This window comes from Rhodococcus sp. MEB032, from assembly GCF_030208925.1.
GTDB lineage: Bacteria > Actinomycetota > Actinomycetes > Mycobacteriales > Mycobacteriaceae > Rhodococcus_F > Rhodococcus_F qingshengii.
The window spans coordinates 59,708-84,109 of record NZ_JARVSY010000014.1 but is presented as its reverse complement, the minus strand read 5'-3'; the positions used below and the strand labels follow the sequence as shown (position 1 = coordinate 84,109).

Here is a 24,402-nt window from a genome sequence, read left to right as displayed (position 1 = left end):
AACTCGAAGACGGAAGAGGGACGCCGCAGTGAAGTTGCTGGCACAGGAGATGCTCGCCCGGGCGGAAGGCAATCCGGCCGAGATTGCGGTGATCGACGAGTTAGGTTCTCACACAATCGGTTCGATCGTGGAGGCGGCTCGCTTGCTGGCCGATACCATCGCTTCGCTCGACGGCGGGGCACCGACTGCGCTCATTCAGGCCGACAATACGTGGCAGACGGTGGCTACCGCCCTCGCGATCGGACTTCGCGGCGGCGTAGTGGCGGTCTTCAGTCCACACGCCACCGAATCCGAGTTCGAGATGGCGATCGACGACATCGACCCGGATCTCGTGGTGGCCGATGCCGACGCACTGACCCGCTGGGGCATCAAGGACGACCAGTTTGCCGGTTCGGTAGCCGCTTTCGGAACGCGAGTGCTCCGGTCTCGGCAGGGGGATTTCGCCTCGGTTGAGCGCTGGCGCGGCGGCACCGCGATCGCGATGACCTCCGGTTCGACCGGTCGCCCGAAGTGTGTCGTCCAGTCCGAGGAGGCAATCCGCTACGCGTGCCGGAGCACCATCGATACTGTCGGATTGCAACAGGGTGAGGCGGTCGGCGCTTTTGTGCCGCTGTCGTCCGTCGCAGCTTTCTGTTTCGGGATGTATCTGCCTGCTTACCTTGGCGGACAGATGGTTTCGATCGCCAAGTGGTCGCCTGCGGTAGCACTGGAGGCAATGGCGAAGCACCGGGTCGCCTGGACGATGCTGGTACCGACCATGGCCCTGCAGCTCTCGGTTACCGAAAGGGCTGGCGGTAAGCTCTCGGCGATGCGCGCCCTGACGGTTGGTGGCGGTCCGATGAACGAGCGCACACTCGGGAACGCCGAAACCGTCCTGGGTACCACCTTTCTTCGAGTATTCGGCATGTCCGAATGCCTGGGCCACACGACCCCACGTCTGGACGATCCGCCGGCCGTCCGACTGGGGCGGGACGGACGTCCGTTCCCCGGCACCGTCGTTCGAGCGGTCGACACCGCCGGGGCGCTGCTCACCGCAGGCGAGATCGGTGACGCCCAGGTGAAGGGACCGTCACTGTTCGTCGGTTATGCGCGCGGCGGTGCTCCGGTACTGCCCGAGCTCACCGCGGACGGCTTCCTGCCGACGGGCGATCTGGTCGAAGTCGGTGAAGACGGATCGATCTGCGTCATGGGACGCCAGAAACAAATCATCATCCGCGGCGGCCGCAATATCGACATCAACGAAATGGAATCTGCGATCGCGTCGTTGCCCGCAGTGGTTCAGGTCTGCGTCGTTCCCGTCCCAGATGACCTTCTGGGCGAGCGAGCGGCAGCCCTCGTCGTCACTGGTGGTACGCCGCTGACGCTGGCGGAGGCGACCACCCAGCTTGCCGCGAGGGGCTTTCCAAAGTTCAAGTGGCCGGAGTTTCTCTTCTCCGTCGAAGATCTTCCTCAGAACCGAGTCGGCAAACTTTCCAGGGCCGATGCGGTGGCGCTCGCCTCAGGCCTGGCCTCTGAAATTGACACGAGTTCATCTCAAAAAGGGGTAAGGTCGAACTAATCATCCACGCACCTCCGGGGGAGCCACATGACAGCAGAGACCGCGTTGCGCCGGGAGAGTCCGCGCTCCAAACGAACTCTCATTCTTGCCACGGCGATCGACCAGTTCGGCAAATTGGGTTACGAGCACACCAAGTGGGCGTCGATTGCCGACGAGGTCGGTATAGGACAGACGGCGCTCTATCACTATTTCGAATCGAAAGCGCATTGCCTCCTGACAATCATGCGGCTGGAATTGGCCGATTCGTTGGAGCGAGTCACTGTTGCAACCGAGGGCGACTCGGATCCCACAAAGGCACTCAGGGCGGCAATCGTCGTATCACTCAAGGCTTCACCGAGGGATGCTCTGCAGCGCCGCATTCTTCAGAGCCACATGGATCTTCTTGCCGCGGAGCGACAGTCGGAAAAAGAGGAGTCCGAACGACTGAAGTCCCGTGAACTCGTTCAAGCGATCGAAGAAAAGTGGACCGCGCTGATTGCGAGCGGAATCAAGGAAGGCGTCTTCGCTGATTCCGATCCTCGCTTGATGGGCCGACTCGTCTTGGCCCTCGTGATCAGTGTTTGGCGCTGGTACCGGCCGGACGGCAAACTCAGCCTGACAGAGATCGCCGAACGAGTGACCGATGCGGCCCTGCGGATGGTGTGCGCGTAGATCACTCCGCGCACGGCGAGTATCAGTTTGGACTGCCCATCGAAACTAAAGTGAATTCAATTAGGAGTTGATATGTACAATCTCGTTCTCGTCGCATCCCGACCCACCGACTGGACCTATCAGCAGTTCATCACTTGGTGGCGCGGCGAACACGCGGAAGTCACCTATCCCCTTCCCGGCCTTCTGCGATGGCAGCACACCGAATTGCTCGAAGCTTTCGGCAGCAAGTCGGAGGGGTGGGATGGCTTGTCCGTCTTGAGTTTCGAATCGCGGGAGGCACTCGAAGCCGCGCTGGCGAGTCCGCAGTGGCAGGCCGCCGTTGATCACGTCGGAACCATGGGTGGCCGCCGGATGATGTGGTACGGCGACGAAAAGACCATGGTGCCGCTCGCCGACAGCGGAAAATGACCGACTCTTGGGATCGGCCCGGTTGCTATCGCGTCGCCGACGGCGTTTTCCGGATCCCATTGCAGATGCCGCAGGACGGCCTGCGTGCAATCAACGTCTACGCGCTCGAGACCACGGACGGACTGGCGCTGGTCGACGGCGGTTGGCATCGCAACAGCACGCACGCCGAACTGTCCGACGCCCTAGCGCTGATCGGTCGTAACCCGGCGGAGATTCACGACATCTATGTCACGCATGTCCACCGTGACCACTACACGTTTGCCGTTGAACTGCGTCGACGGCATGGTTCTCGAATCCACCTCGGCGCAGCCGAATCTCCCGGTATCGCCGCAATCGCCAAGCTGGGCAACAATGTTCCGGAGAGCTCAATTCTTCAGCTGCACCGATCCGGCGCAGCGACAATCGCCGAGCAGGTCTATCGAGACTCGATCGACGAACCCTTCGAGCCCTCGGACTGGGAGGCTCCCGATCACTGGCTCTCCCCCGGCGCTCTCGATATTCCAGGCCATCGCTTGTCCGCGGTACACACTCCCGGACACACCAAGGGGCACATGGTTTTTCATGACCTCGAACGCGACGTCTCTTTCACCGGAGACCATGTGTTGCCGACGATCACGCCATCGATCGGATTCGAACTCGGCGATTGGGAGCTGCCACTCGGAGCGTACCTCCGCTCGCTGGAGATGATGCTCGACGACCGGGACCGGATCATGATGCCGGCGCACGGCGGCACAGGCGCGGGTCTGCACGCGCGATGCCGGGAGTTGTTGGCGCACCACGATCACCGTCTGGGTCAGACTGCTTCTGCGGTAGCCGAATTGGGCGAGGTCTCAGGGCTGCAAGTGGCGCAGGTGTTGACCTGGACCCGGCGCGAACGCGGCTTCGATTCTCTCGATACCTTCAACCAGATGGTGGCCACCTGCGAGACGCTTGCCCACCTCGACGTGCTTGTCGAACGTGGGCAGTTGTCCGTGAAAAACAGGAACGGGGTGGATCACTTCAGTTCGAACTGAAGAGATCCACCCCGTTTACCGACCCCCTCAGGCGCAGGTCCATCCGCCGTCGACATAGAGTTCGATACCGGTGACGAACGTCGAGTCATCGCCAGCCAGAAAAGCCACGGCGGCAGCAACTTCTGAAGCCGTGCCAAGTCGGCCCATCGGCGTATTCGCAATCATCGCCCGGTGCCGCTCACTACCCTCGTAACGCCGCAGCAGTTGCTGGGTCTCGATAAATCCCGGATGCACCGAATTCACGCGCACACCCTTCGTGGCCCAGTGCAATGCGGCGTTCTTTGTCATCGTGCGGACCGCACCCTTGGCGGCCGCGTAGGCGAAGCTGTTACCCAATCCGCCGACCGTGCCGAGGATCGAGCAGATGTTGACGACCGAACCGCCGCCAGTGCTTTCGATATAGGCCCCGGCGTGTTTCATGCCGAGCCACGTTCCGGTCTGACTGACCTCGATGACTTTGTTGTACCGATCGATGTCTTCGTCGACGACGGAAGCCAAACTACCGATCGCACCGTTGTTCACCACAGCGTCGAGTCGGGAATACCGCTCGGTGACAGCCTCTATGACCCTCTGCCATTGCTCTTCGCGAGCGATGTCGAGTGCGAGAGCCTGATGGCGGTCGGGCTGATCCTGCTTCGCGACCACTTCGGCGCACGCGTCACCACTGATATCGGTCACGATCACCGAAGCACCCTCGGATGCAAGGCGGCCGACGATTTCGACGCCGATACCGCCGGTGGCTCCGGTAACCAGTACCACTTTCTCACGCAAACGAGTATTGCCCACCGACATCGTTTCAGCCTCACTTTCTGTCACAGCTTGCTCAGGACGTTACGCCCGCCGACCAGCATGGCGATGGCAACGCCGATCGTGGTCACCGCGGTCATCAGCAGCGCCATGGCGGCCACCATCGGATACGAACCGTTCTGCCACATGTCGAACAGCAGCGTTCCCATCACCTGAGTTGTGGAAGCGCGTACCAGGAGCGACGCGGCGAACTCGTGCGTGAGCAAGATGAACATCAGCGCGACGGCACTGAGAACCGTCGGACGCATGAGCGGCAACATGATTCGCAGCGTCGTGACGAAGGGGGATGCACCGCTGGTGGCCGAGGCCTCGTTGTATGTGTTTCCGAGTGCAAGCATGGCTGTCATCTGCATCCGTGTGGCGAACGGCAGCATCAGAACGATGTAGACGAGGATGATGACCGTGCGGGTGCCGTACAGGATGAACGGCGGTTCGGTGTAGGTCAGCAGGAAGCCGACGCCGAAGATCACTGCGGGGATGCCGAGCGGCAGGGCGGTCATCAGATCGGCCAGCAGCGCCAGGATCTTGAAGCGCCGCCCGCGGACCAGGAGGTTGGCCAGCGCGTACCCGATCGGAATGCAGATGATCACCGCTCCCAGAGAGGTAAGTACGCTGGTGACAACGGATTCGGTGATCGCACTAGTCGACCAGAGCTCCCGGAAGTTGTCCAGGGTCAGTAAACCCCACGACAGCGATCCGGACCAATACGGCGTCAGCGAGACGATGATCAGCCCGATCAGCGGAATGACCAGTGCGAACATCGAGAAGATCACCACGGTGGCCGTCGCCCAGGTAGCCCGGCCGGTGGACGAGGCAAATGCCTTGCCTCCGTGCGTGACAAACCGAGTCTGGTTGCCCAGCAGCACCTTCTGCACCAGGACGAGCACCAAACCGAAGATCACCAGTGGTGAACCGGCAGCTGCCGCGGCCGCGAAATCCGAAGGGGACTCGGACACTCGGCGGTACATCTCCGTGGTCAGGACCTTGACGCCCGAATTCTGGCCCAGCAGTAGCGGACCGGTGAACTGTCCCAGACCGAGTAGCAATGCGATTCCGCCGCCGTAGATGAGTGAAGGCCGCAGCAAGGGCAGCACGATCTTGAAGAAGATTCCGACCGTTGACGATCCGCTCACCTGAGCGGCTTCGAGGTGTTCCGAACTGATGTTCTGCATGCCGGAGCTGACGAACAAGTAGACGAACGACGTGAGGCCGAAACCTGTGAGGATCACGATCCACGGGATGGTGTACACGTCGATGGGTCCGGTGTCGGTCCCGCTCCACCAGGGGAGCTTGCGCAGGAGCACGTTGAGGTAGCCGGGACCGGGCGAGAGCAGGAATGCCCAGCCGACGATGTTTGCGACGGCGGGCATGACGATCGGGAGGATGGGGACGATGCGAAGCCATCCCAGTTTCTCCGGGAGTCGGCTGGCGGCGAACGCAAGTACGGTACCGAGGACCATCGCGATCACGAGCGAGCCGAGTGCCAGGGCGATCGTCGTCCAGATCGCCTCGGCCACATCGTAGCGGCCGTACTGCGTACGGTAACCCGCGCCGCCGTCCTCGAACGCCAGCATCTGCAGCCGAATCATCGGCAGCACTACGAGATACGCAAGAACGGCGATCAGAATCGCGTAGCCGATGCGGGCCTGCCACTGCCGTGAAATCGAGAACGACTTGACGGATCCGCCGGCCGTTGCGGTTGCGGTTGCGGTTGCGGTTGCCATCAGGATCGGTCTCCTACACCCGGTGCGACCAGTTCGGGGACGGTCACCGCAGCGGCGTCCGGATCGGCGTATACCCGCAGACTGGACGGAGAGAAGCTGATCACCATGGGCGTACCCGGATCACTGGCGCGCAGTGTGGCACTGTGTTCGGCGGCACTGGCACGCAATGCCAGTTGTTCGGTACCTGTCTTGACCAATACGTCGAAGTGTCGTCCGGCGTACTCGTATGTCACCAGTTCGGCGTGCAGTGCAACGTTTCCGGCCGGAACGTCGTCCATCGAGGCATGCATCTGCACGTCGTCCGGTCGGAACCGCGCCACCGCGGCGGTGCCCTCGTCAGCGCGGTCCCGCACGCTGGCGTTGCTGAGATCGATGACGTCGTTCGCGCTCGTGTTCCAACCGTCGTGGGCGCGGCGCAGCTCCAGTCGATTGCCCATGCCGATGAAAGCGGCGACATACTCGGACACCGGATTCTCGAACACGTGCTCCGGCGCGTCGTACTGTTCGATTCTGCCGGACTTCATGATTGCGATCCGGTCGGCAAGAGCGAAAGCCTCGGCCTGATCGTGCGTGACGAAAACTGCGGTAAAGCCCAGGCTTTGATGCAGCTGATGGATCTGGGAGCGCACCTGGTCGCGGAGCCGTGCATCCAAGTTGCTCAGGGGTTCGTCGAACAAGACCAGATCCGGTTGCGCAACGAGTCCACGGGCCACCGCAACTCGCTGTTGCTGCCCACCACTGAGCTGCGACGGGTACCGATCGAGCAGTGCGCCGCAATCGACCATCTCGGCAGCCTTCTCCACCGCACCGTCTGCGATGGCCTGTTTGAGCTTGCGGACCTTGAGCGGGTATCGGATGTTGTCCCGGACCGTCATGTGCGGCCAGAGCGCATACGACTGGAACACCATGCCGATGTTCCGCTTGTGTGCGGGGACATCGGTTTTGGTGGAGGCATCGAAAACGTGCCTACCGCCGAACGAGATCGAGCCGCCCTGAGGTGTTTCCAATCCCGCCAGGCACCGCAGCGTTGTGGTCTTGCCGCAACCGCTCGGACCGAGCAGGACAAGGAACTCACCCTGCTCGATTTCGAGATCGAGTTGATCGACCACCACGTTCGATCCGTAAGTCTTCGTGAGACCTGAAACTGCGAATTGTGATGCCATTTCTATACTTTCTCGTTCGAGATTTTGGGGGTACGAACACCGGCGGCCTGGCCACCGTCGACGAGGATGTCGGTTCCGGTTACGTAGCTGCTGTCGTCAGTGGCCAGGAAACGAATGACCCTCGCGACCTCGCTCGGCGCGCCACGGCGTTGCATCGGAATGCTGCGCACATACGCTTCGACGTCGTCGTTGGAGAAGTCCGATACCGACGTGATTTCGGTTTCGATGCTGCCGGGGCAGACGGAATTGACTCGGATACCGCGGTCGGCAAGCTCGAGTGCGGCCACCTTGGTCAGGGCTCGGACCCCGAATTTCGCTGCGCCGTAAGCACCCAACTCGGCGGTCGCGAGCACGCCACGCAATGATGCGAGATTGATGACGCACCCACCATCTGCCATTGACGCGGCTGCGGCCTTCAGCCCCAGGAATGTGCCAACAAGATTCAGGTCGATCATCCGACGAAACTGGTCGAGTGACGTATCTGCCAGAGTCGCCTTCATCGCAGCTCCGGCACTGTTGACCAGCACCGTCATGTCGTGGCCGGCCGCCGCCATCGCCGCTGTTGCGTCGGCCCAGTCAGTCTCGCTCGTCACGTCGAGATGGCGGTAATACGCGTTTGCGCCCAACGTCGCAGTGAACGCGCTTCCGGCGTCGTCGTTGACATCGGTAAGGTAAACGGTTGCGCCGTGCGCGGCGAACAGTTCGGCGCAGGCCCCGCCAATACCGCCGGATGCTCCCGTGACAAGAACATTCGTTCCCCGCATCGAATCCGTGAGGTGGTTCAAGGTCAGCCTTCCACTTGTTGATTGGCGCTTATGTTCTGCGGAGCCATGTTTCGGTGTTACTGGAAGAGCTTTTGCCACTGCTGGGAGTACTGCTCGACCTTTTCCGGTGTCAAGTCTTCGGGATTGGGCAGCGCGATGTCCTGAGCCCGGGCGACAGCCCCAGGAATATTCGGGAGTGCAGCAGCGTATCCGTCGTTGAGGGCGGTCTGACCTGCGACAGTTACCAGGAAGTTGGCCAACACCTGGGCGGCGTTCGGATGCGGCGCCGTGTTCAAAACGTGGGAGTACCAAGGGGTTCCCCACGGCTGCTGCGGCAGCACCCAGTCGACAGGCGCGCCTGAGTTCACTTCGGTCACCAGCGGCTGCACCGAGGGGCTGACGACGATCTCGCCGGACGTCAGGGCCTGGGCCACACCGAGCGCGCTCGGGTAGATGCGGGGTTGCAGCTCCGCAAGCTTGTTCCAGTAGTCCTCCCCGTATGTGTTCGCGAAGTGCCGGTACATGTCGACGTACGAAGCGATCCCCACAGGGTTGACGATGCCGATCTTGCCGCGGTAGGCCGGATTGAGGATGTCCTGCGGCGTCTTCAGTCCGTTCGGTACCGCATCGGTATTCCAGCCGAGCGCAAAGACGGCCGCGCTGGTGAGGAAGAACCGGTTGTCGAGCACGCTCGCCGCTGGATCGAATTCGGGGGCTTCGAGTGCGGGCCCGACCAATTCGGCGGAATAGGTACCGGACTTGGCGGCGTTCTGGATCCATGCCGAGTCGGTGAGCATGTGGACGTCGGCGGTACCCTTACCGATCTTGTGTTCGGTCTCGACCCGGGGATTGATATCCGGATCGGTACCGCGAACGTATTCCAATTCGATTTGCGGGTACTCAGCGTGGAATGCGACCTTGAGCGCATCGAGGTTGGCCGGCTTCTGGCTCGAATAGAGCATCACCTTGCCCTCTTCGTTCGCTGCAGCGACCACATCTTCCCAGCTGCCGTCGACGGCAGCAGACGCGGGTTCACTACTGCCACATCCCGAGATGCCGACCATGGCTGCGGCGGCGCTCAACGCCACCAGGGTGCGGACGAATGACTTCATGGCTTCCTTTCGGGCATGCCGTCGGACGTCGATGTATCGACATGTCGTGGGCACTCCAGTGAGAGATGTTCTCGCGTCGGCATTTCTGAAGCTGACCCTGCGCGGTGTGTCATCGCGCCTGGTCTCGGGCGGAGGCTGCCGAATCGAGAGCCACCCGCTTAAACTGAACTGATGTCAGTTCGAAGGTAGTGCCCATAGCTTGTGATGTCAATCACGAAGTTCACGGACGTGGAAATTGCTTCGAAGAAACAGGGCGATGGCTCGACACCGCCAACGGAACAAGTCAGCCGACGGCAGCGGAGGCTGCGGACAGACCGAACACCAGAGCCGAGGCGAGGCCACCGGCGTACGCCCGGTTCCACAATCCGCCGGTGTCGGAGCCTGCTGCAAACAGTCCGGGGATGGGCAGTCCGGCGGCGTCCAGAACTCGGGCTTGCGTGTCGATCCGAATCCCGTGAAACGGGAAGGTGACCGCGGGAACCGTTTCGATCACGTAGTAGGGCCCCTCGAGTAAGGGAGCGCGATCGAGTCTACGGCCTGGAACCAGTTCTGCACCCTGGGAGGCCGCCTCGTTGAACTTCCTGATCGCCGCAGCGATCGCCGCTCCGTCGTATCCCCATTCCTCCGGCAAAAATTCGAGTTCCTCGAGGTCCTCGGCGAGGCCGACCCTGCCACCACGCCTGCTGGCAAGTTCGAATTTGTCAACGGCCACAGCACCTTCGACATACGACGCGACCATCCAGTCGCGGTGCACGCGCGCGTCGGCAATCAGCAGGCCTCGGCCCTGCGGCTGTTCGAGAAGAGCCATCGTGGTGAGGTGATCGCCGAGCGTTTCGTCGACGAACCGTTCGTTGTCGAGACTGAAGAGAAGCGCATGCTCGCTGTAGTACAGCGACATGTCGACGAAGTCTGCGGGATCGGCAAGTTCAACACCGCTCGGAATCAGATGCCCGTAGAAGCCGGCATCCTCGACGCCGGTCGACGCGCCGACCTCGATCGCGAGGCGGTAACCTTCGCCGCAACTGTGTGGGTTCGAACGCAAGGCCATCCGGCCTGCGTCCGGGTGGACGTGCTGAGCGAGCAATTCCTTGTTGCCTTGGAATCCGCCGGTTGCCAGGAGGATCTGGCCGGCCCGAATCTCGCGCGCGGGCTCGGCACCCGTACGTACCACGGCGCCGCGGACGGCACCGTCCTCGAACAGGAGCCCTTCGGTCGCGGTATCGAGCACGACCGATCCGCCGGCGTCAAGAACGATTCGCTTGCAGGTGTCGACGTAGTGATTGGTGTCGAATCTGTGCCCGCGACCGAAGCTCAGAATGGGCTGCGCCGCGTCGACGTCAATGCCAATCGAGCGGATCCACTCGACACCGACATCAAAGCTGTCGACGAGGTGGCGCTTGAGAGCTTCGTCGCCCCTCGGGTTCTGTTCGGCCATGACGTCGTGATTCGGTGCGCTCCAGGCGTATCCAGCGAATCGCGCCGAACCTCCGACGTCGGCGCTGATCTCGATCAAGCACACTCGCCTGCCTGCTGCGGAAGCTTTTGCCCCAGCAGTCAATCCGGCCATTCCAGCCCCGATTACCAGCAGATCGTATTCATTGCTACTCAAATTGACTCCAATTGTCCGGCGCCGGTGAGCGCCTCCCATTCAAATTGAACTGACCTCAATTTGATTACAGTAGAAGCGCAGCGAGGAGAGAGTCAATCGATGTCACTCCCGACATGACGGTTGCATTGTGGGCTGAGTCACTCTAATATGAACTGAATTAGGTTTGATTTTGTTTCGGCAGGTACCAGAAACGGAGCAGCTCGCATGATCCCTCAGGTTTTCAGAACCACCGTGGCACTCGCCGCGGTGGCGCTCGCGTTGACGGCGTGTAGCAACGCTCCCGCTGCCCCGTCAGAGCCGGTTTCAGGTTCGTGGGACGACGTCGTTGCTGCGGCCAACAACGAGGGAAAGGTCACGATTTACTCGACCCAGGCGGCGCCCCGACTCGCAGCCCTGGAAACTGCCTTCGAAAAGGCCTACCCCGCAATCGATCTCGAGGTCGTCCGCGGAGTCGATTCGGATCTGCTTTCCAAGATCGATGCCGAAAGCAAGTCCGGCAAGGGAATCGGAGACCTCGCGGTGATCACCGACGTGTCGTGGATGAATACTGTCAAGGATACAGGCAAGGCGACCAAGCCGATCGGGCCGAGTTTCGACAACCCGGACTATCGCCGGGATACAAGCATCGTCTCGGACAAGTACTTCCTCGAAGGGGCAGTGATCCTGGGATTCGGCTGGAACACCGACCAGCTGCCCGGCGGTGTCTCTTCCCCGGCAGATCTTCTCGCTCCTGTGCTCAAGGGCAAGGTCGGAATCGTCAGTCCGTCAACGTCACCGACATACCTGGACTTCTACTCCCACATCGAGAAGTACTACGGCGGCAGGGAGTATCTGGAGAAGCTTGCCGACCAGAACCCACGCATCTATCCGAGCAATCAGCCGCTCGCTCAGGCACTCGCTTCCGGTGAGATCGCCGCCGGCTTGATGGCCGATCCGATGTTGGCATCCAAGGACTCCGGGGCACCGGTTGAATGGTCTGCCGGAGAACATATCTGGGGAGCGCGTTGGTACGGTCTGACTCTCGGCTCGTCACCGCATCCCAATGCCGCGCAGGTATTGGCCGACTTCATGGTCACCCGACCCGGCCAGGAGGCCACGTCGGTCGGTTACAGCTCGGTGTTGCCCGACATCGAAGGTTCGATCGCGAATGCTCAAGAGGTTCCTGATCAGAACACCGAGGTGACCACGGGTGACGGCGCCGCGCGTTACCGCGACGACCTCGAAGCCCTGTTCAACTGAACTGCTTGACAACCGTTCCACGTGCACGTGTTCTACTCGTAATACCCGCGGCCGCCAAGCGAGCGGATCGACGGGACTGAAAGGTGTATTCGATGTCTGATCGGCAGTTCGAGGGCCAGGTCGCAGTGGTAACCGGAGCAGGTTCCGGAATCGGCGCTGCCACAGCGCGTCTGCTCGCTGACCGGGGCGCCGTGGCGGTGTATCTGTGCGACGTCAACGAAGCTGCGGTAACCGAGGTAGCAGCGTCTGTGGTCGGTGGCCAGGCCATCGGTTTGGATGTCGGCAATTCGGCGCAGGTGACCCAGGCTTTCACGAGAGTGATCGCCGAGCAGGGGCGGGTTGACATCGTCGTCCATGCCGCCGGCGTCGACGACCCGAAGAGTAAACAGCGCATCTACGAGGCAGCTGAGCGTAATGAACCGGTTGACGTTCTCACTCACCTCGAGGACGAAGATTGGCGACGGGTCATGTCGATCAACCTCGACGGTACGTTCTTCATACTCCGCGAAGCAGTCCGGGCGATGAAACCAGCCCGCAGCGGCGCCATCGTGACGGTCGGCTCGTCCTCGGCGTTCGACACGCTTGTTGGCTACCCACACTACTCAGCTTCGAAGGCCGGAGTTCATGCGGTAAGCCAGGCTGTAGCTAAAGAGGTTGCGCCCTTTGGCATCCGGGTTAACACGATCGCTCCGGGACCAGTCGACACAGGAATGGCCAGTCGCACTCCGACCAACCTTCGCGCTGCGATGACACAGGACGGATTCCGCGGTTACGCAACCGCCGAGGAATTGGCAGATAACATCCTGTACCTGGCGTCGCCGGGTGCCGCCAACGTCGTCGGGGCCGTACTACTGAGCAACGGTGGTAGATTCACCGTCTGATCGGGGTCAGTTCCGTAGAAATGCCCGGTTTTGCACGTCTTCCGAAGACGTGCAAAACCGGGCATCGTGCTTTGTCAAAATAGCTTCGGCTCGACAAGTAATCGGGTTTGCGGCGCTAAGACAAGATATTCGGCCAATTTCGTCCGCACCCGATTCTCCGGAACGGTCAGTCGCTCGGTCTCCTGAGCGAGGTACTCAGACCAATCACGGAACGTGCAGTGTTCAACGTAGATGTCGGGCTCGTTTGCCGATCGCGACACGCTCCAGCGCAGTGCACCAAGACGCCGCCGGGAGAGTTTGAGTTCGTGCACGTTGTCGAGAAATTCTTCCGTGCGGCCCGGGAGCACGTGATAGGTGGTCTCGACGATCACGCGCAGACCGGAGTATTCGGCATTAGGGGCCAAGGGATCCGGTGCCCCGGTCAGTTCGGGGGCAATCGCCTCACTCGGCATGATCCCGCGGCGAACTGTCTCGAACACCGAGACGAACATCAACAGTGCGGCCAGTAGCACGGCGGGAACGAGGCCGAGCGAGTCGGCAAGGACGCCCCACAACAGGGCGCCGATCGCCTGGCTCCCCTGAAACATCAACATGACGAAGGCGATAACACGCGCCTTGATCCATCGGGGAACCACGGCATGAGCGGCGATCATCCAGGTGCTCTGAACCCCGACCCACCCGGCGCCAACCACTACAAGAACGGCAAACATCGCGCTGAACCACGGGATCACGACCAAACCGATCAGGACAAGCGCATATGCACCCGAGCCTAGCGCCACGAAGTGATTCCAACTCATCCGCGCGCGCAGCGGCATCAGCAGGATCGTACCGAGCACGGCGCCGATTCCGATTGCGCCGGAGAGGATTCCGAAGCCGAACGTACTCACCTGCAACCGATCATGCGCGACCAGCGGCAGAAGCCCCCACAGACAACTCGCCGGGATCCCGAACATGGTCAGTCGCAGCAGCAATCGCCTGGTCCAGCGGGAATGGCGAATGAAGCGCACGCTTCCTGCCACCGCCTGGCCTATCGAATTGTGCACTTCGACCCGCCCGGTCGATGCGGGTACCGTCCGTGCCGAGACGAAGACGCAGACGGCGAACAGAGCGGCAGTCAAGGCGAAAGCCGAAGTCGATCCCCAGCCGGCGAGAACGGCACCACCGATAACCGGCCCGACTGCGCGAGCGCCATTGAAGACGGCGCCGTCGATCGCAGGAACCACCGCCATCATCTCGCGGCTGACTATGTTGGGCAGCAACGCCTGCCAGACGATAGCGACGGACGCCAGACCTGCGCCGGCGACGAAGACCGCGAGCATCAAAATCGGAGTTTTCGCCAAGCCCAACTGCTGCAGTACCGCCAGCAGGATCGTCGACCCAGTCAACACCATTGCGGTTCCGACGAGCAGTAGGCGATGGCTGACGAACTCGGCCATCGCGCCGATCGGCAACGCCAACAGGAAGAACGGCAAGCTGGCGGCGAACTGAACCATCGACACCGTCGTCGCAGACTCCCCGGTTTCGGTGAATGTCCACTGCACTGCAAGTACCAGAATCCATACTCCGACGCTTGTGCACAGTTGGAAGCCAAGCATCATGCGGAGTCGCCTGATGCGCAGTGGCGCAAAGATGCTCACTGGCCGATCGCTATCCATAGCGTTCCTCTCGATCAACAAATGCTAGACTGAACTTAATTCAGTTTAGAATCAACTGGGAAAGTTTTCGCAATATTTGCCTTGCACTGCGTTCCCTTGCCGGTCCGTACAAGATCCCAGCTATCCGGAAAGGATCATCGCCATTCACAATCGAGTTGTGTGCCTGACCACACGTCCGTCCGGCCCTCTAGCGCCGGAACATTTCACGATCGTCGATGCCGACGTGCCTACCTTGTCGCGGGGTGAGGTTCTGATCCGAAACACTTGGCTTTCGATAGATCCGTCGATCCGACTGCGGCTCAGCGCCACAACGCCTTCGGGGTATCTACGACCCCTGGCTCCCGGAGATCCACTGGTCGGCCTGGCTATCGGCACTGTCGTCGAATCTCGAAGTCCGGGATTCAGTGCTGGCGAGATGGTCTCTCACATGTTCGGATATCGCAGTTACGCGGTGGTTACCGCAGACGGTGAAACGCTCGGTGGTACAGGCGGGCTAACGAAGATTACTCCGGGCAACTTTCCCCCTCAGTGGTACCTTGGGCCACTAGGCAGTGCCGGCTTGACCGCCTACGTAGGGCTTTTCGAGGTCCTCGAGCTCAAAAACGATGATGTACTTTGGGTTTCAGCAGCAGCCGGCGCCGTCGGAAGCATTGCGGTGCAATTGGCAGTGCTGCGAGGCAACACGGTTGTCGCATCCGCAGGCGGCCCGGAGAAGGTCGAATACCTCCGGCGTGTATTAGGCGTCTCCCATGCAATCGATTACCGTGCCGGCGATTTGAAGACGCAACTGACCAAAGCCGTCCCGGGCGGTATCGACGCCTACTTCGACAACGTCGGTGGCGATCATCTGGGCGCAGCCCTCGATCACCTCCGGCCAGGCGGCCGCATCGCGATGTGTGGGGCCGTCTCGACCTACGACACATCTTCCCCCGCGCCCGGGCCAACGAATCTCTTCCAGATCACCGCAAAGAGCCTGCGAGTGAGAGGGTTTCGCGCAGGGGCATATGACGAGTTGTATGCGGACGTACGTTCGGAGGTCGGCGGTTACCTCGCCAAAGGCATGATGACGTACCAGGAGACAGTATTCGATGGGCTCGACCTAGCACCCACCGCGCTCGTCGGAATGCTCAATGGCAACAACACCGGAAAGACTCTGTGCCGACTGTAGGGAGCTCTGCTCCCACATTGGCATAGTACGCCGGTGCCGGTACGAGTCCTCCGCAATTCTGGATTTGAGAGTCTGGCCTCCGAAACTACTTCGACGGTTCCACCTCCCACCGGACGTGAGTCACCAACGGTTCCAAGCTCAGCCGGCTGACGGCGGATTCCAGGAGTCCGTCGTCACGCTCCGCTGCGGCCAATTCCGCGACCACTCGTACGCGGTCGCTGTCCGGGATGTCGAAGGACTGCACTGACCGGAGCTGGAACTCCGGCCTCGAAATGGACTGCACGGTAAGCCCTCTGATGTGAGCTTCGGCGTCACCGTGGCAGGTCACCTCGAAGGTGTAGTCAGCCGGCGGTTCCTCGCGTCCGGTGCGGGCAGGCTGGTGATCCATCATCCGGCCCAACGGCCTCAACAACGTATTCGCCAACATGATTGCACCGGCACCGAACACCGCCACCCAGTACATTCCGCCGCCCGCCAGCGCGCCGACGGCGGCCGTGGCCCACAAGGTTGCGGCGGTGTTCAGGCCGGTGACGGAGGCTCCCTGCTTCATGATCACCCCGGCACCGAGGAAGCCGATCCCCGAGACGATCTGCGCTGCGACGCGCGTCGGATCAGCGTCCGGCCCCTGAAACCCGTACGCGCCCATGATGACGAAGAGCGTCGCACCCAAGCTCACCAACGCGTTGGTTCGCAGACCCGCCATCCTTGCGCGCCATTGCCTTTCGATCCCGACGGCAGCGCCGAGGACGAGCCCGAGCGCTATCCGCACAAGGATGACGTGGATTTCCACGGTGAACTCCTAGAGCCAGGTCGCGAATCGACGAATGAACATTCCCTTGGCCACCTGCGTGACGACGCAGTATGCCCCGAGGGTGAGGACCAGCCACGGGAAGTAGTTCCACGGCAGTGAAACCAACCCGAGGGAATGACCCCAGGACGTGAACGGGAACACCAGCGCGAAGACGCAGGCAGCGCCCGTGCTGAGCAGTACCGGCAGCGATGCACGCGACTGGATGAACGGGATCTTGCGGGTGCGGATCATGTGAACGATCAGCGTCTGCGAGATCAATGACTCGATGAACCAACCCGATTGGAACAGCGCTGCATGCTCGGGAGAGTTGGCGGCGAACACGAACCACATCAGCGCGAACGTCGAGATATCGAAGATCGAACTGATCGGGCCGATGAACACCATGAACCGGCGAAGGCTCTTGGTCTCCCACTTGCGGGGCTTCGCGAGGAAGTCGTCGTCGACACGGTCCCACGGGATCGTGAGCATCGAGAGATCGTAGATCAGGTTCTGCAACAACAGAACTACGGGAATCATGGGGATGAACGGCAGCAGGGCACTGGCGACGAGCACCGAGAAGACGTTCCCGAAGTTCGACGACGCAGTCATCTTGATGTACTTCTGGATGTTTCCGAAGGTACGACGCCCTTCGATGACTCCTTGTTCGAGTACACCGAGGTCCTTCTCCAGCAAGATGATGTCCGCGGATTCGCGGGCGATGTCCGCCGCTGTGTCAACGGAGATGCCGACGTCCGCAGCCCGCAGTGCGGGTGCGTCGTTGACACCGTCACCGAGGAAACCAACCGTGTGGCCGACCCGGCGCAGCGATTCGACAATGCGTGCCTTCTGCATCGGATCCGTCTTCGCGAATACGGTTGTCCGCTGCACCAACTCGTCGAGGGCGTCGTCGCTCAACGCTTCGATCTCGGCGCCGGAGACCACGGTCCCCACGTCGATACCGACTTTGCCGCAGACGGTTTCGGCGACCAGTTCGTTGTCACCCGTCACTACCTTGACCGCGACTCCGTGGCTCGCGAGGGCTTCGATCGCCCCGGCCGCAGATTCCTTCGGCGGGTCGAGGAAGGCCAGCAGACCGACCAGGGTCATGCCCTCTTCGTCGGCCGTCGAGTACTCGCGGCGCTGCTCTTCGACGACTGTCTTGGTTGCCACCGCAAGCACTCGCTTGCCTTGACCGTTCAGCTCCGCGACCAGACGGTCGACTCGGGCCAGCCATCCCGGTGTCAATTGGTGGGTCACCCCGTCCAGTTCCACCGATTCACAGACCGAAAGGAGCTCTTCCACTGCACCTTTGGTTACGATCAGATCGGCGTCTCCGTGGTCGACCACCACGGAGAGTCGACGGCGCTTGAAGTCGAAGGGAATCTCGTCCACCAACCCGTGCCGACGCGAGATCTCCTCGACCACTTCGGGACCGGCGGCCTCGATCACCGCGTCGTCGAGAAGACTGCGCAATCCGGTCTGATTCACGGAATTGACCGCCGCTAGCCGCAATACGTCCTCGGACTTACGTCCGGCAGTATCGAGATGCTCACCGAGAACGATGCGGTCCTCGGTGAGAGTTCCGGTCTTGTCCGTGCACAGAACGTCCATGGCACCGAAGTTCTGAATCGCGTTGATCTGCTTGACGATCACCTTCTTGCGCGACATGTGGAGCGCACCCTTGGCCAGGTTCGCCGTCACGATGAGCGGCAACATTTCCGGAGTCAACCCCACGGCGGTGGCGACGCCGAAGAGTAGTGCTTGGCTCCAGTCCTTGGTCAGCCCGTTGATGATGAACACCGCGGGAACCATGATCAGCATGAACTTGATCAGCAGATAGCTGACGCTGCGCACCCCGATGTCGAAGCTGGTTTCGGGCCGCTTGGACGCCAATTGTGCTGTCATGGCACCGAAGTAGGTCCGCTTGCCGGTGTGTACCGCGACGGCGGTGCCACTGCCCGACACGACGGAAGTACCCATGAACCCGATGTTCTCGGCTTCGAGCAGGCGATCGACGTCGATCCCCGACGACGGGTCCGCCGACTTCTCGGCCGGCATCGATTCACCGCTGAGCATGGACTGATTGACCTGTAGATCCTTGGCCCGGATGATGCGGACATCGGCCGGGATCATGTCGCCGGCGGCAAGCTGGACTACATCACCCGGCAGTAACTGCTCGATCGGAATCTCAGCCGTGACCACGGTGTTGTTGATCTTGCGGGTGGCCGCGACGGTCGTCGTAACCATCGCCTTGAGCGCCTCGGCGGCGCGGCTCGAACGGTATTCCTGCCAGAACCTCAGTGAGACACTGACAAAGATCATCAACCCGAGAGTGATGATGCCCTCGTAGGAAGGACCGTCCTCGGGGTCCGCCCAGACCACGTCGGTCCCGACCATGATCAGGGCGAGGAATACCAGGATCAGGATGAACGGGTTCTTGAAGGCCCCCGCGAACTGCACGATTGCCGGCGCCGGGCGGTCGTGGCGGACATCGTTGCGCCCGTATTGCCGACGAAGATCGTCGATCTGATCGTCGCGAAGGCCGTTGGCCGTCGTGGTCAGATCGGCGAGGACGGTGCGCGTGTCCGAGGCCGAGTAGTCGACCAATTCCTGTGCGCTTTCCTTTGCCAGGACTGTTGAATGTGTTTGTTGTGCAATGTTTCTCGTGGGCCGTGGCCGCAATGCGAGAACGGAAAATGACATGACGAATCTCCTCGGCTGCCCGAACACGCCGGACCATGCCAGTGCATGAGGGCAGCAGAATGCGCTGAGCGACAATGGAAGTCGTCAGCGGACGCGGCAAAGCCGCGCAGATGAAGCCGAGGATGCAAAGAGTCAGTGACTGAAGAGCAAAAGACCGGGGTGAGCATCGTTGGCAAGAACAGAAGGATGGGTCGAATATCGACTCGGCGGGTCGTCCACGATGGTCACCTCCTGAAAGTTCGGGGCGTCCGATGACGCCACACAAAGTACATGCGCACAGCACACGCCAGGAGAACCGAATATCGACGTACTCTCGCCTTCGCCGGAAGAAACCGGCATCAAGCTGCGAAAACACCTCCACGTCCGAGTTTTGGCACTGCACGACGTGTCCCGATCAAGACCGGGAAGCCACTTTGGATCACCCCTTAAGCCGGGGAGATCTGTCCTAACCTTGGGCGTCTCTCGACGTCGTGAGATCAGTGGCCTGTGTTCGTGCAGAAGCCTCACCTAACGAGGTACTGCACCCAGAGGGTAGTTCTCAAATCTGTTGCCTGTCAACCGAGCAACTCAGACGGCGGGCAATCCTGCCCGTGCGACGGCGCCGGCGAAGAGTGCCGTCACGGCGGCACCCATCACGCTCTGATCAACTTCTTCCGGATCCACCGAGTGCTCGAGAACGAGCCCGGATATCAAGGCCATCAACGATATTGCAGTGGTCCGCACATCGAAGGAATCGTCCACTCCCCATTCGCGGGCACGTTCACCGATCAACTCCACGAGTTGACTGCGCAAGTGGCGACGCTCACGTAAGTACGCCTGAGCGATCTGCGGATCACGTCCGGCGAGCACTCCGAATTCGAGGACGAGCAGTGACCACCCCGGGTCGTCGACCATCCACGTTGCAATGGCCTCGCCACCTTTGCCCGCCGCGTCGGCCGGGTTCATCCCGGCGATCTCGGCAAGCACACGGCCGGCCAGTTCGAGAGACCGTTGCGCGAACAGTTCGGCGAACAGATCCTGTTTCGACTCGAAGTTGGAGTAGACAGCCCCCTTGGTGAAGCCCGCTCGGCGAGCAACTTCAGTGAGACGTGCGGCACTGAATCCGCGCTCCGCAAACTCTTCCGCCGCAGCGTCGAGCAGTCTTTGCCGCACCACGTCACGTCCGGGGCGGGTTACCGGCGTCCAGTCCGGTTGACGAGATTCAGTCACGATACCTAGAGTATTCAATACCTCGGGTATTGACAAGCTCTTTACTTTCGACAAGATCAGGACTCTTTCGTGACCACTACGCATCCGGCACACGCCGCACCAGACAACAGCTCCACCCACGACGAACACCACCACGACAATCTGCTGGTGAAATACGGCGCACCCAAGGTGATGGCCGCGCTGTTCGTCGGCGTGCTCCTGCTGCAGATGGGCTTCATCCTCAGCTACGTCGCCGCCTTCCATCAGCCGACTCCGCGAGACATCGAAATCGCGGTCATCGCCGATCAGGGCACACCCGACGGCATGGATCAGCAGATCGCCGACAAACTCAACGCCATCGACGGCAGCCCGCTCGACGCTCAGGTGGTCGACAGCACGGCGACCGCTCGCCGCATGATCAACGACCGCGAGATCCAGGGCGCGTTTGTCATCAACCCGGCCGGACCGGACACCCTGATCACCGCGAGCGCGGGCGGCAGCTCCATCGCTACGTCACTCGAAGCGGTGTTCACGAAGGTCGAGGCGACACAGGACCGACAGTTCGTCGTCCGCGACGAGATCCCCGTCGGAGCCCACGACAACCGCGGCCTCTCCGGCTTCTACCTCTCGGTCGGCTGGGTCGTCGGCGGCTATCTCCTTGCGGCAGCCATCGGACTGTTCATCGGTGCGCCGAAGACCCTCCGCCAGGCAAGCGCACACACGGGCGTGATCGCCATCTACTCGATCATCTCGGGAGCCCTCGGCGCCCTCATCACCTCACACGTGCTCGGAACTTTCGCGGGCCACTGGTTCCCGCTGTGGATCCTGGGAACAGCCGTGGTGTTCGGCACCGCCATGTTCACACTCGGATTGCGCGCTGCCATCGGCGTTCTGGCAGTCCCGCTGGCTATCGCCGTCTTCGTGATTCTCGGCAATCCCAGTGCGGGAGGCGCATTCGGCTCCAACGTGATTCCCTCGTTCTATGCCGCCATCGGCCGATGGATCACACCTGGCGCCGGCACCGAAGGCGTGCGGAGCATCGTCTACTTCAACAACGTCGGCGTCGGCCAGCCTGCTCTGACGCTGTTCCTGTACGCGCTGATCGGTGCGGTCATGCTGTTCGGCTTCACGATCCGTCGTAACCGAAAGTCCACCGACACGACGCCGACTCCAGCTGTGGCGAACGCCGACTAGTCCTAGTCTGAACTCATGACGAGCCTCCTCCACCCCAACGCCTCGCACGTCGCCGAAACACTGATCTCGCGGGGTCACCACGGCGTCATCGTCACGCAGCCCGACGCCACGCACACCGCGGCCGAGGCAGCGGCGGCCGTCGGGGTGGAGGTAGGCGCGATCACCAAGTCACTGGTGTTCCTTCTCGACGACGATCCGGTCCTGCTGCTGGTCTCCGGCGCGCATCAGGTGAATCTGAAGGCCACCGGCGAACGCCTCGAAGGCAAGCTCACGCGGGCGCCGCTGGAGATGGCGAAGTCCGCGACGGGCCAGCCGATCGGTGGGGTCGCTCCGCTCGGGCATCCCACCAACCTGCCGACGTACGTCGATACCGCCCTCGAGCAGTACCCCGAGTTGTGGGCAGCCGCCGGGCACCCCAACACGGTCTTTCGCACGACGTACTCCGAACTCCTCCGAATCACCGCCGGCCTCGCCGTCGACATGGACTGAAGCACTTCAGCCAACCCGGTCCGAAACCACTCAGACGTGCGTCCACCTATAGTTGGACGCACCATGTGCACTGCAACCAGGACCCCGGCCGGCAACCACTGGCGTCGACGGCACGTAGATCTGTGCCGCACCGACGCCTGTCTGTGTATGCCGAGCGCAGTCACCTCGACCACACCGCACACCTCGAGTTCCAGCCGGAGAGTTCCCGTTGTCTGACAAGCCGAATGCCGTTTCCAGCCACACCACCCCCGACGTCCCCGAAGTAGCAGCGACGCCCGAGTTGTCCACCGGCATCTGCGCCGGTGACTACCGCGCTGCGCTTCGCCGCCACCCCGCCGGTGTCACCGTCGTGACCCTCGATTCGGGTACCGGCCCGGTGGGTTTCACCGCCACCTCGTTCTCGTCCGTCTCCCTCGAGCCGCCGCTCGTCTCGTTCAACATCGCGGAGACGTCGTCGAGCATCAATGCACTCAAGGCAGCCGAGTCCTTGGTGATCCACCTTCTCGGCGAACATCAGCAGCATCTGGCCCAGCGCTTTGCGCGTAGTGCCGATCAGCGTTTTGCAGACGAGTCACTGTGGGCAGTGCTCGACACCGGGGAACCGGTGCTGCACGGCACCCCCAGCTGGATGCGCGTCAAGGTCGACCAGTTGATCCCTGTCGGCGACCACACGCTGGTCATCGGACTCGTCACGCGGGTTCACGCCGAAGAAGACGACGAATCCGCTGCCGCACCGCTGCTCTACCACGAGGGCAAGTACTACCGCCCGACTCCGTTAGGTCAATAGACAACTGTGCGCCTTTATTAACCGCCCGCGGTTAATAAAGGCGCACAGCAAGTTAGAGCGCTACGTACTTGGTATCGAGATACTCGTCGATACCCTCGGTTCCGCCTTCACGGCCGAAGCCCGATTCCTTCACCCCACCGAACGGCGCGGCAGCATCGGAGATCGCGCCGCGATTGACGCCCACCATGCCGGTGTCCAGCTTGGCCGAGACGCGCATCGCACGGTCGATGTCGCGGGTGTAGAAGTACGCCACGAGACCGTACTCGGTGTTGTTCGCAGCCGCGATCGCTTCGTCTTCGGTGTCGAAACCGACCACTGCCGCAACGGGTCCGAAGATCTCTTCCTTCAGCAGGCGCGCGTCGGCGGGCACCTGGTCGAGGACCGTCGGGGTGAAGAAGAACCCGGGGCCTTCGGGTGCCGATCCACCGGTGCGAACGCGAGCACCCTTGGACACGGCGTCGTCGACGAGTCCGGTGACGGTTGCGAGCTGCTTGGTGTTGATCAGCGGTCCGATGTTGGTGCCCTCGGCGTCACCGGCGCCCACCTTCAAGGCCGCAACCTTGGCGGTGAACTTGTCGGTGAACTCCTCGCGCACCGAGTTGGCGACGTAGATGCGGTTGGCCGCGGTGCAGGCCTCGCCGCCGTTACGCATCTTCGCGAGCATTGCGCCGTCGACAGCTGCGTCGATGTCCGCGTCGTCGAAGACGATGAACGGTGCATTGCCACCGAGTTCCATCGACGTGCGGAGCAGCTTGTCAGCGGCATTGCGCACCAACAACTTTCCCACGCCAGTGGAGCCGGTGAAGGTGACCTTGCGCAGACGCGCATCTTCCATCAGCGGTCCACTGATGGAGGCCGCGTCGGACGTCGGGAGGATCGAGAGCACACCGTCGGGCAGACCGGCATCGGCGAACACCTGACCGAGGAGCTGCATGGTCAGCGGCGTGTCCTCGGCGGGCTTGACGATGATGGTGCAACCGGCAGCCAGCGCCGGTCCGATCTTGCGTGTGCCCATGGCGAGCGGGAAGTTCCACGGGGTGATCGCGAGGACCGGTCCGACGGCTTCCTTGGTGACCAGGATGCGACCGTTGCCGGCCGGAGCCTGCGTGAAACGTCCGCCGATGCGTACTGCTTCCTCGCTGAACCAGCGCAGGAATTCGCCGCCGTAGTTGACCTCACCGCGGCTCTCTGCCAACGACTTACCCATTTCCAGGGTCATCATCAGCGCGAAGTCCTCGGCGCGAGCGTGCAGCAATTCGAAGGCGGTGCGCAGAATCTCGCCGCGTACACGTGCCGGAGTGGCCGCCCAGTCTTCCTGCGCCGCAGCGGCGAGGTCGAGCGCACGGATACCGTCGGCAGCGGTGGCGTCGGCTACCTGGGCGAGTTCCTCACCCGTTGCCGGGTTGTAGACCGCAAAGGTCTTCTCGGCCGGGACGAGCTTGCCGCCGAGCCAGAGACCCTTGGGTACCGAGTCGAGAAGATCCGAGACGTTGGACATG

General features: G+C 61.8%; 21 protein-coding genes, 1 pseudogene and 1 riboswitch. Of the genes and pseudogenes, 11 read left to right on the top strand and 11 right to left on the bottom strand.

Features of this window, described 5'->3' with window-relative positions; all coding sequences use genetic code 11:
* Nucleotides 1-49 precede the first annotated feature (49 nt).
* The 4 genes from QRN54_RS16815 (at nucleotide 50) to QRN54_RS16800 (ending at nucleotide 3,630) form a co-directional block, all read left to right on the top strand.
* A complete protein-coding gene (locus QRN54_RS16815) occupies nucleotides 50-1,558 on the top strand; it encodes a class I adenylate-forming enzyme family protein (protein WP_502944055.1) in 1,509 nt (502 codons plus the stop codon).
* Nucleotides 1,559-1,585: 27 nt separating this feature from the next.
* A complete protein-coding gene (locus QRN54_RS16810; RefSeq protein WP_063315091.1) occupies nucleotides 1,586-2,209 on the top strand; it encodes a TetR-type transcription factor C-terminal domain-containing protein in 624 nt (207 codons plus the stop codon).
* Between the two features lie 72 nt (nucleotides 2,210-2,281).
* Nucleotides 2,282-2,617 (top strand): EthD family reductase, encoded by a 336-nt coding sequence (locus QRN54_RS16805; RefSeq protein ID WP_021333766.1) that lies wholly within the window; start codon nucleotides 2,282-2,284, stop codon nucleotides 2,615-2,617.
* A complete protein-coding gene (locus QRN54_RS16800; protein WP_021333765.1) occupies nucleotides 2,614-3,630 on the top strand; it encodes an MBL fold metallo-hydrolase in 1,017 nt (338 codons plus the stop codon). Before QRN54_RS16805 ends, QRN54_RS16800 begins: the two co-directional genes overlap by 4 nt.
* A 27-nt stretch (nucleotides 3,631-3,657) precedes the next feature.
* On the opposite strand, the gene QRN54_RS16795 is transcribed toward QRN54_RS16800, so the two are convergent.
* The 6 genes from QRN54_RS16795 to QRN54_RS16770 all read right to left on the bottom strand — a co-directional run bounded on the left by QRN54_RS16795 (nucleotide 3,658) and on the right by QRN54_RS16770 (nucleotide 10,809).
* Nucleotides 3,658-4,422: an SDR family NAD(P)-dependent oxidoreductase gene (locus QRN54_RS16795; protein WP_031331685.1), complete on the bottom strand. Its 765-nt coding sequence runs from the start codon at nucleotides 4,420-4,422 to the stop codon at nucleotides 3,658-3,660.
* Between the two features lie 20 nt (nucleotides 4,423-4,442).
* The gene (locus QRN54_RS16790; RefSeq protein WP_063315092.1) at nucleotides 4,443-6,161 is read right to left on the bottom strand and encodes an ABC transporter permease; all 1,719 of its coding nucleotides are present in this window, start codon (nucleotides 6,159-6,161) and stop codon (nucleotides 4,443-4,445) included.
* Nucleotides 6,161-7,324 (bottom strand): ABC transporter ATP-binding protein, encoded by a 1,164-nt coding sequence (locus QRN54_RS16785; RefSeq protein WP_021333762.1) that lies wholly within the window; start codon nucleotides 7,322-7,324, stop codon nucleotides 6,161-6,163. The genes QRN54_RS16790 and QRN54_RS16785 overlap by 1 nt, the downstream gene beginning before the upstream one ends.
* Nucleotides 7,325-7,326: 2 nt before the next feature.
* On the bottom strand, nucleotides 7,327-8,088 hold the full coding sequence (locus tag QRN54_RS16780) for an SDR family NAD(P)-dependent oxidoreductase (protein WP_021333761.1): 762 nt from the start codon (nucleotides 8,086-8,088) through the stop codon (nucleotides 7,327-7,329).
* A 77-nt stretch (nucleotides 8,089-8,165) separates the two neighbouring features.
* A complete protein-coding gene (locus QRN54_RS16775) occupies nucleotides 8,166-9,200 on the bottom strand; it encodes an ABC transporter substrate-binding protein (RefSeq protein WP_021333760.1) in 1,035 nt (344 codons plus the stop codon).
* Nucleotides 9,201-9,483: 283 nt separating this feature from the next.
* Nucleotides 9,484-10,809: an FAD-dependent oxidoreductase gene (locus QRN54_RS16770; protein WP_172403421.1), complete on the bottom strand. Its 1,326-nt coding sequence runs from the start codon at nucleotides 10,807-10,809 to the stop codon at nucleotides 9,484-9,486.
* A gap of 204 nt (nucleotides 10,810-11,013) precedes the next feature.
* Between QRN54_RS16770 and QRN54_RS16765 the strand changes: the two genes are divergently transcribed.
* Together QRN54_RS16765 and QRN54_RS16760 are read left to right on the top strand one after the other, a co-directional pair.
* Nucleotides 11,014-12,048: an ABC transporter substrate-binding protein gene (locus QRN54_RS16765; RefSeq protein WP_063315093.1), complete on the top strand. Its 1,035-nt coding sequence runs from the start codon at nucleotides 11,014-11,016 to the stop codon at nucleotides 12,046-12,048.
* Between the two features lie 92 nt (nucleotides 12,049-12,140).
* Nucleotides 12,141-12,929, top strand: a complete 789-nt coding sequence (locus tag QRN54_RS16760; protein ID WP_021333757.1) for an SDR family NAD(P)-dependent oxidoreductase — start codon at nucleotides 12,141-12,143, stop codon at nucleotides 12,927-12,929.
* 74 nt (nucleotides 12,930-13,003) lie between these two features.
* Here the strand turns inward: QRN54_RS16760 and QRN54_RS16755 are convergent, their stop codons facing one another.
* Entirely contained in the window at nucleotides 13,004-14,566 is a 1,563-nt protein-coding gene (locus tag QRN54_RS16755; protein ID WP_285182454.1) for an MFS transporter, read from the bottom strand.
* A gap of 175 nt (nucleotides 14,567-14,741) precedes the next feature.
* Here QRN54_RS16755 and QRN54_RS16750 point away from each other — a divergent pair.
* Together QRN54_RS16750 and QRN54_RS16745 are read left to right on the top strand one after the other, a co-directional pair.
* Nucleotides 14,742-15,038, top strand: a pseudogene (locus QRN54_RS16750) (NADP-dependent oxidoreductase); the annotation flags it as partial.
* Nucleotides 15,039-15,143: 105 nt separating this feature from the next.
* Entirely contained in the window at nucleotides 15,144-15,752 is a 609-nt protein-coding gene (locus tag QRN54_RS16745) for an MDR family NADP-dependent oxidoreductase (RefSeq protein ID WP_233405705.1), read from the top strand.
* 85 nt (nucleotides 15,753-15,837) lie between these two features.
* On the opposite strand, the gene QRN54_RS16740 is transcribed toward QRN54_RS16745, so the two are convergent.
* The 3 genes from QRN54_RS16740 to QRN54_RS16730 form a co-directional block, all read right to left on the bottom strand.
* Nucleotides 15,838-16,542, bottom strand: coding sequence for an MgtC/SapB family protein (locus tag QRN54_RS16740; protein WP_003941187.1), 705 nt, complete (start codon nucleotides 16,540-16,542; stop codon nucleotides 15,838-15,840).
* Nucleotides 16,543-16,551: 9 nt separating this feature from the next.
* On the bottom strand, nucleotides 16,552-19,245 hold the full coding sequence (mgtA, locus tag QRN54_RS16735) for a magnesium-translocating P-type ATPase (protein ID WP_285182453.1): 2,694 nt from the start codon (nucleotides 19,243-19,245) through the stop codon (nucleotides 16,552-16,554).
* A gap of 348 nt (nucleotides 19,246-19,593) precedes the next feature.
* Nucleotides 19,594-19,767: riboswitch (M-box (ykoK) riboswitch) on the bottom strand.
* Between the two features lie 45 nt (nucleotides 19,768-19,812).
* The gene (locus tag QRN54_RS16730) at nucleotides 19,813-20,397 is read right to left on the bottom strand and encodes a TetR/AcrR family transcriptional regulator (RefSeq protein WP_029254386.1); all 585 of its coding nucleotides are present in this window, start codon (nucleotides 20,395-20,397) and stop codon (nucleotides 19,813-19,815) included.
* 126 nt (nucleotides 20,398-20,523) lie between these two features.
* On the opposite strand from QRN54_RS16730, the gene QRN54_RS16725 reads away from it, so the two are divergent.
* From QRN54_RS16725 to dszD, 3 genes are all read left to right on the top strand, one after another.
* Nucleotides 20,524-21,627, top strand: coding sequence for a membrane protein (locus tag QRN54_RS16725; RefSeq protein WP_003941129.1), 1,104 nt, complete (start codon nucleotides 20,524-20,526; stop codon nucleotides 21,625-21,627).
* Nucleotides 21,628-21,642: 15 nt separating this feature from the next.
* Complete coding sequence (locus QRN54_RS16720) at nucleotides 21,643-22,116, top strand: YbaK/EbsC family protein (protein ID WP_047269684.1); 474 nt, start codon at nucleotides 21,643-21,645, stop codon at nucleotides 22,114-22,116.
* Between the two features lie 208 nt (nucleotides 22,117-22,324).
* Complete coding sequence (dszD, locus tag QRN54_RS16715) at nucleotides 22,325-22,903, top strand: NADH:FMN oxidoreductase DszD (protein ID WP_003941189.1); 579 nt, start codon at nucleotides 22,325-22,327, stop codon at nucleotides 22,901-22,903.
* A 52-nt stretch (nucleotides 22,904-22,955) separates the two neighbouring features.
* Here the strand turns inward: dszD and QRN54_RS16710 are convergent, their stop codons facing one another.
* Entirely contained in the window at nucleotides 22,956-24,401 is a 1,446-nt protein-coding gene (locus QRN54_RS16710; protein ID WP_042922728.1) for an NAD-dependent succinate-semialdehyde dehydrogenase, read from the bottom strand.
* Nucleotide 24,402: the final 1 nt, after the last annotated feature.

Coding starts and splice junctions, on each gene's coding strand:
- QRN54_RS16780 (WP_021333761.1), bottom strand. CDS start 8,088: ATGCGGGGAACGAATGTTCTTGTCACGGGAGCATCCGGCGGTATTGGC.
- QRN54_RS16790 (WP_063315092.1), bottom strand. CDS start 6,161: ATGGCAACCGCAACCGCAACCGCAACCGCAACGGCCGGCGGATCCGTC.
- mgtA (WP_285182453.1), bottom strand. CDS start 19,245: ATGTCATTTTCCGTTCTCGCATTGCGGCCACGGCCCACGAGAAACATT.
- QRN54_RS16800 (WP_021333765.1), top strand. CDS start 2,614: ATGACCGACTCTTGGGATCGGCCCGGTTGCTATCGCGTCGCCGACGGC.
- QRN54_RS16805 (WP_021333766.1), top strand. CDS start 2,282: ATGTACAATCTCGTTCTCGTCGCATCCCGACCCACCGACTGGACCTAT.
- QRN54_RS16785 (WP_021333762.1), bottom strand. CDS start 7,324: ATGGCATCACAATTCGCAGTTTCAGGTCTCACGAAGACTTACGGATCG.
- QRN54_RS16810 (WP_063315091.1), top strand. CDS start 1,586: ATGACAGCAGAGACCGCGTTGCGCCGGGAGAGTCCGCGCTCCAAACGA.
- QRN54_RS16765 (WP_063315093.1), top strand. CDS start 11,014: ATGATCCCTCAGGTTTTCAGAACCACCGTGGCACTCGCCGCGGTGGCG.
- QRN54_RS16795 (WP_031331685.1), bottom strand. CDS start 4,422: ATGTCGGTGGGCAATACTCGTTTGCGTGAGAAAGTGGTACTGGTTACC.
- QRN54_RS16760 (WP_021333757.1), top strand. CDS start 12,141: ATGTCTGATCGGCAGTTCGAGGGCCAGGTCGCAGTGGTAACCGGAGCA.
- QRN54_RS16720 (WP_047269684.1), top strand. CDS start 21,643: ATGACGAGCCTCCTCCACCCCAACGCCTCGCACGTCGCCGAAACACTG.
- QRN54_RS16710 (WP_042922728.1), bottom strand. CDS start 24,401: ATGTCCAACGTCTCGGATCTTCTCGACTCGGTACCCAAGGGTCTCTGG.
- QRN54_RS16815 (WP_502944055.1), top strand. CDS start 50: ATGCTCGCCCGGGCGGAAGGCAATCCGGCCGAGATTGCGGTGATCGAC.
- QRN54_RS16775 (WP_021333760.1), bottom strand. CDS start 9,200: ATGAAGTCATTCGTCCGCACCCTGGTGGCGTTGAGCGCCGCCGCAGCC.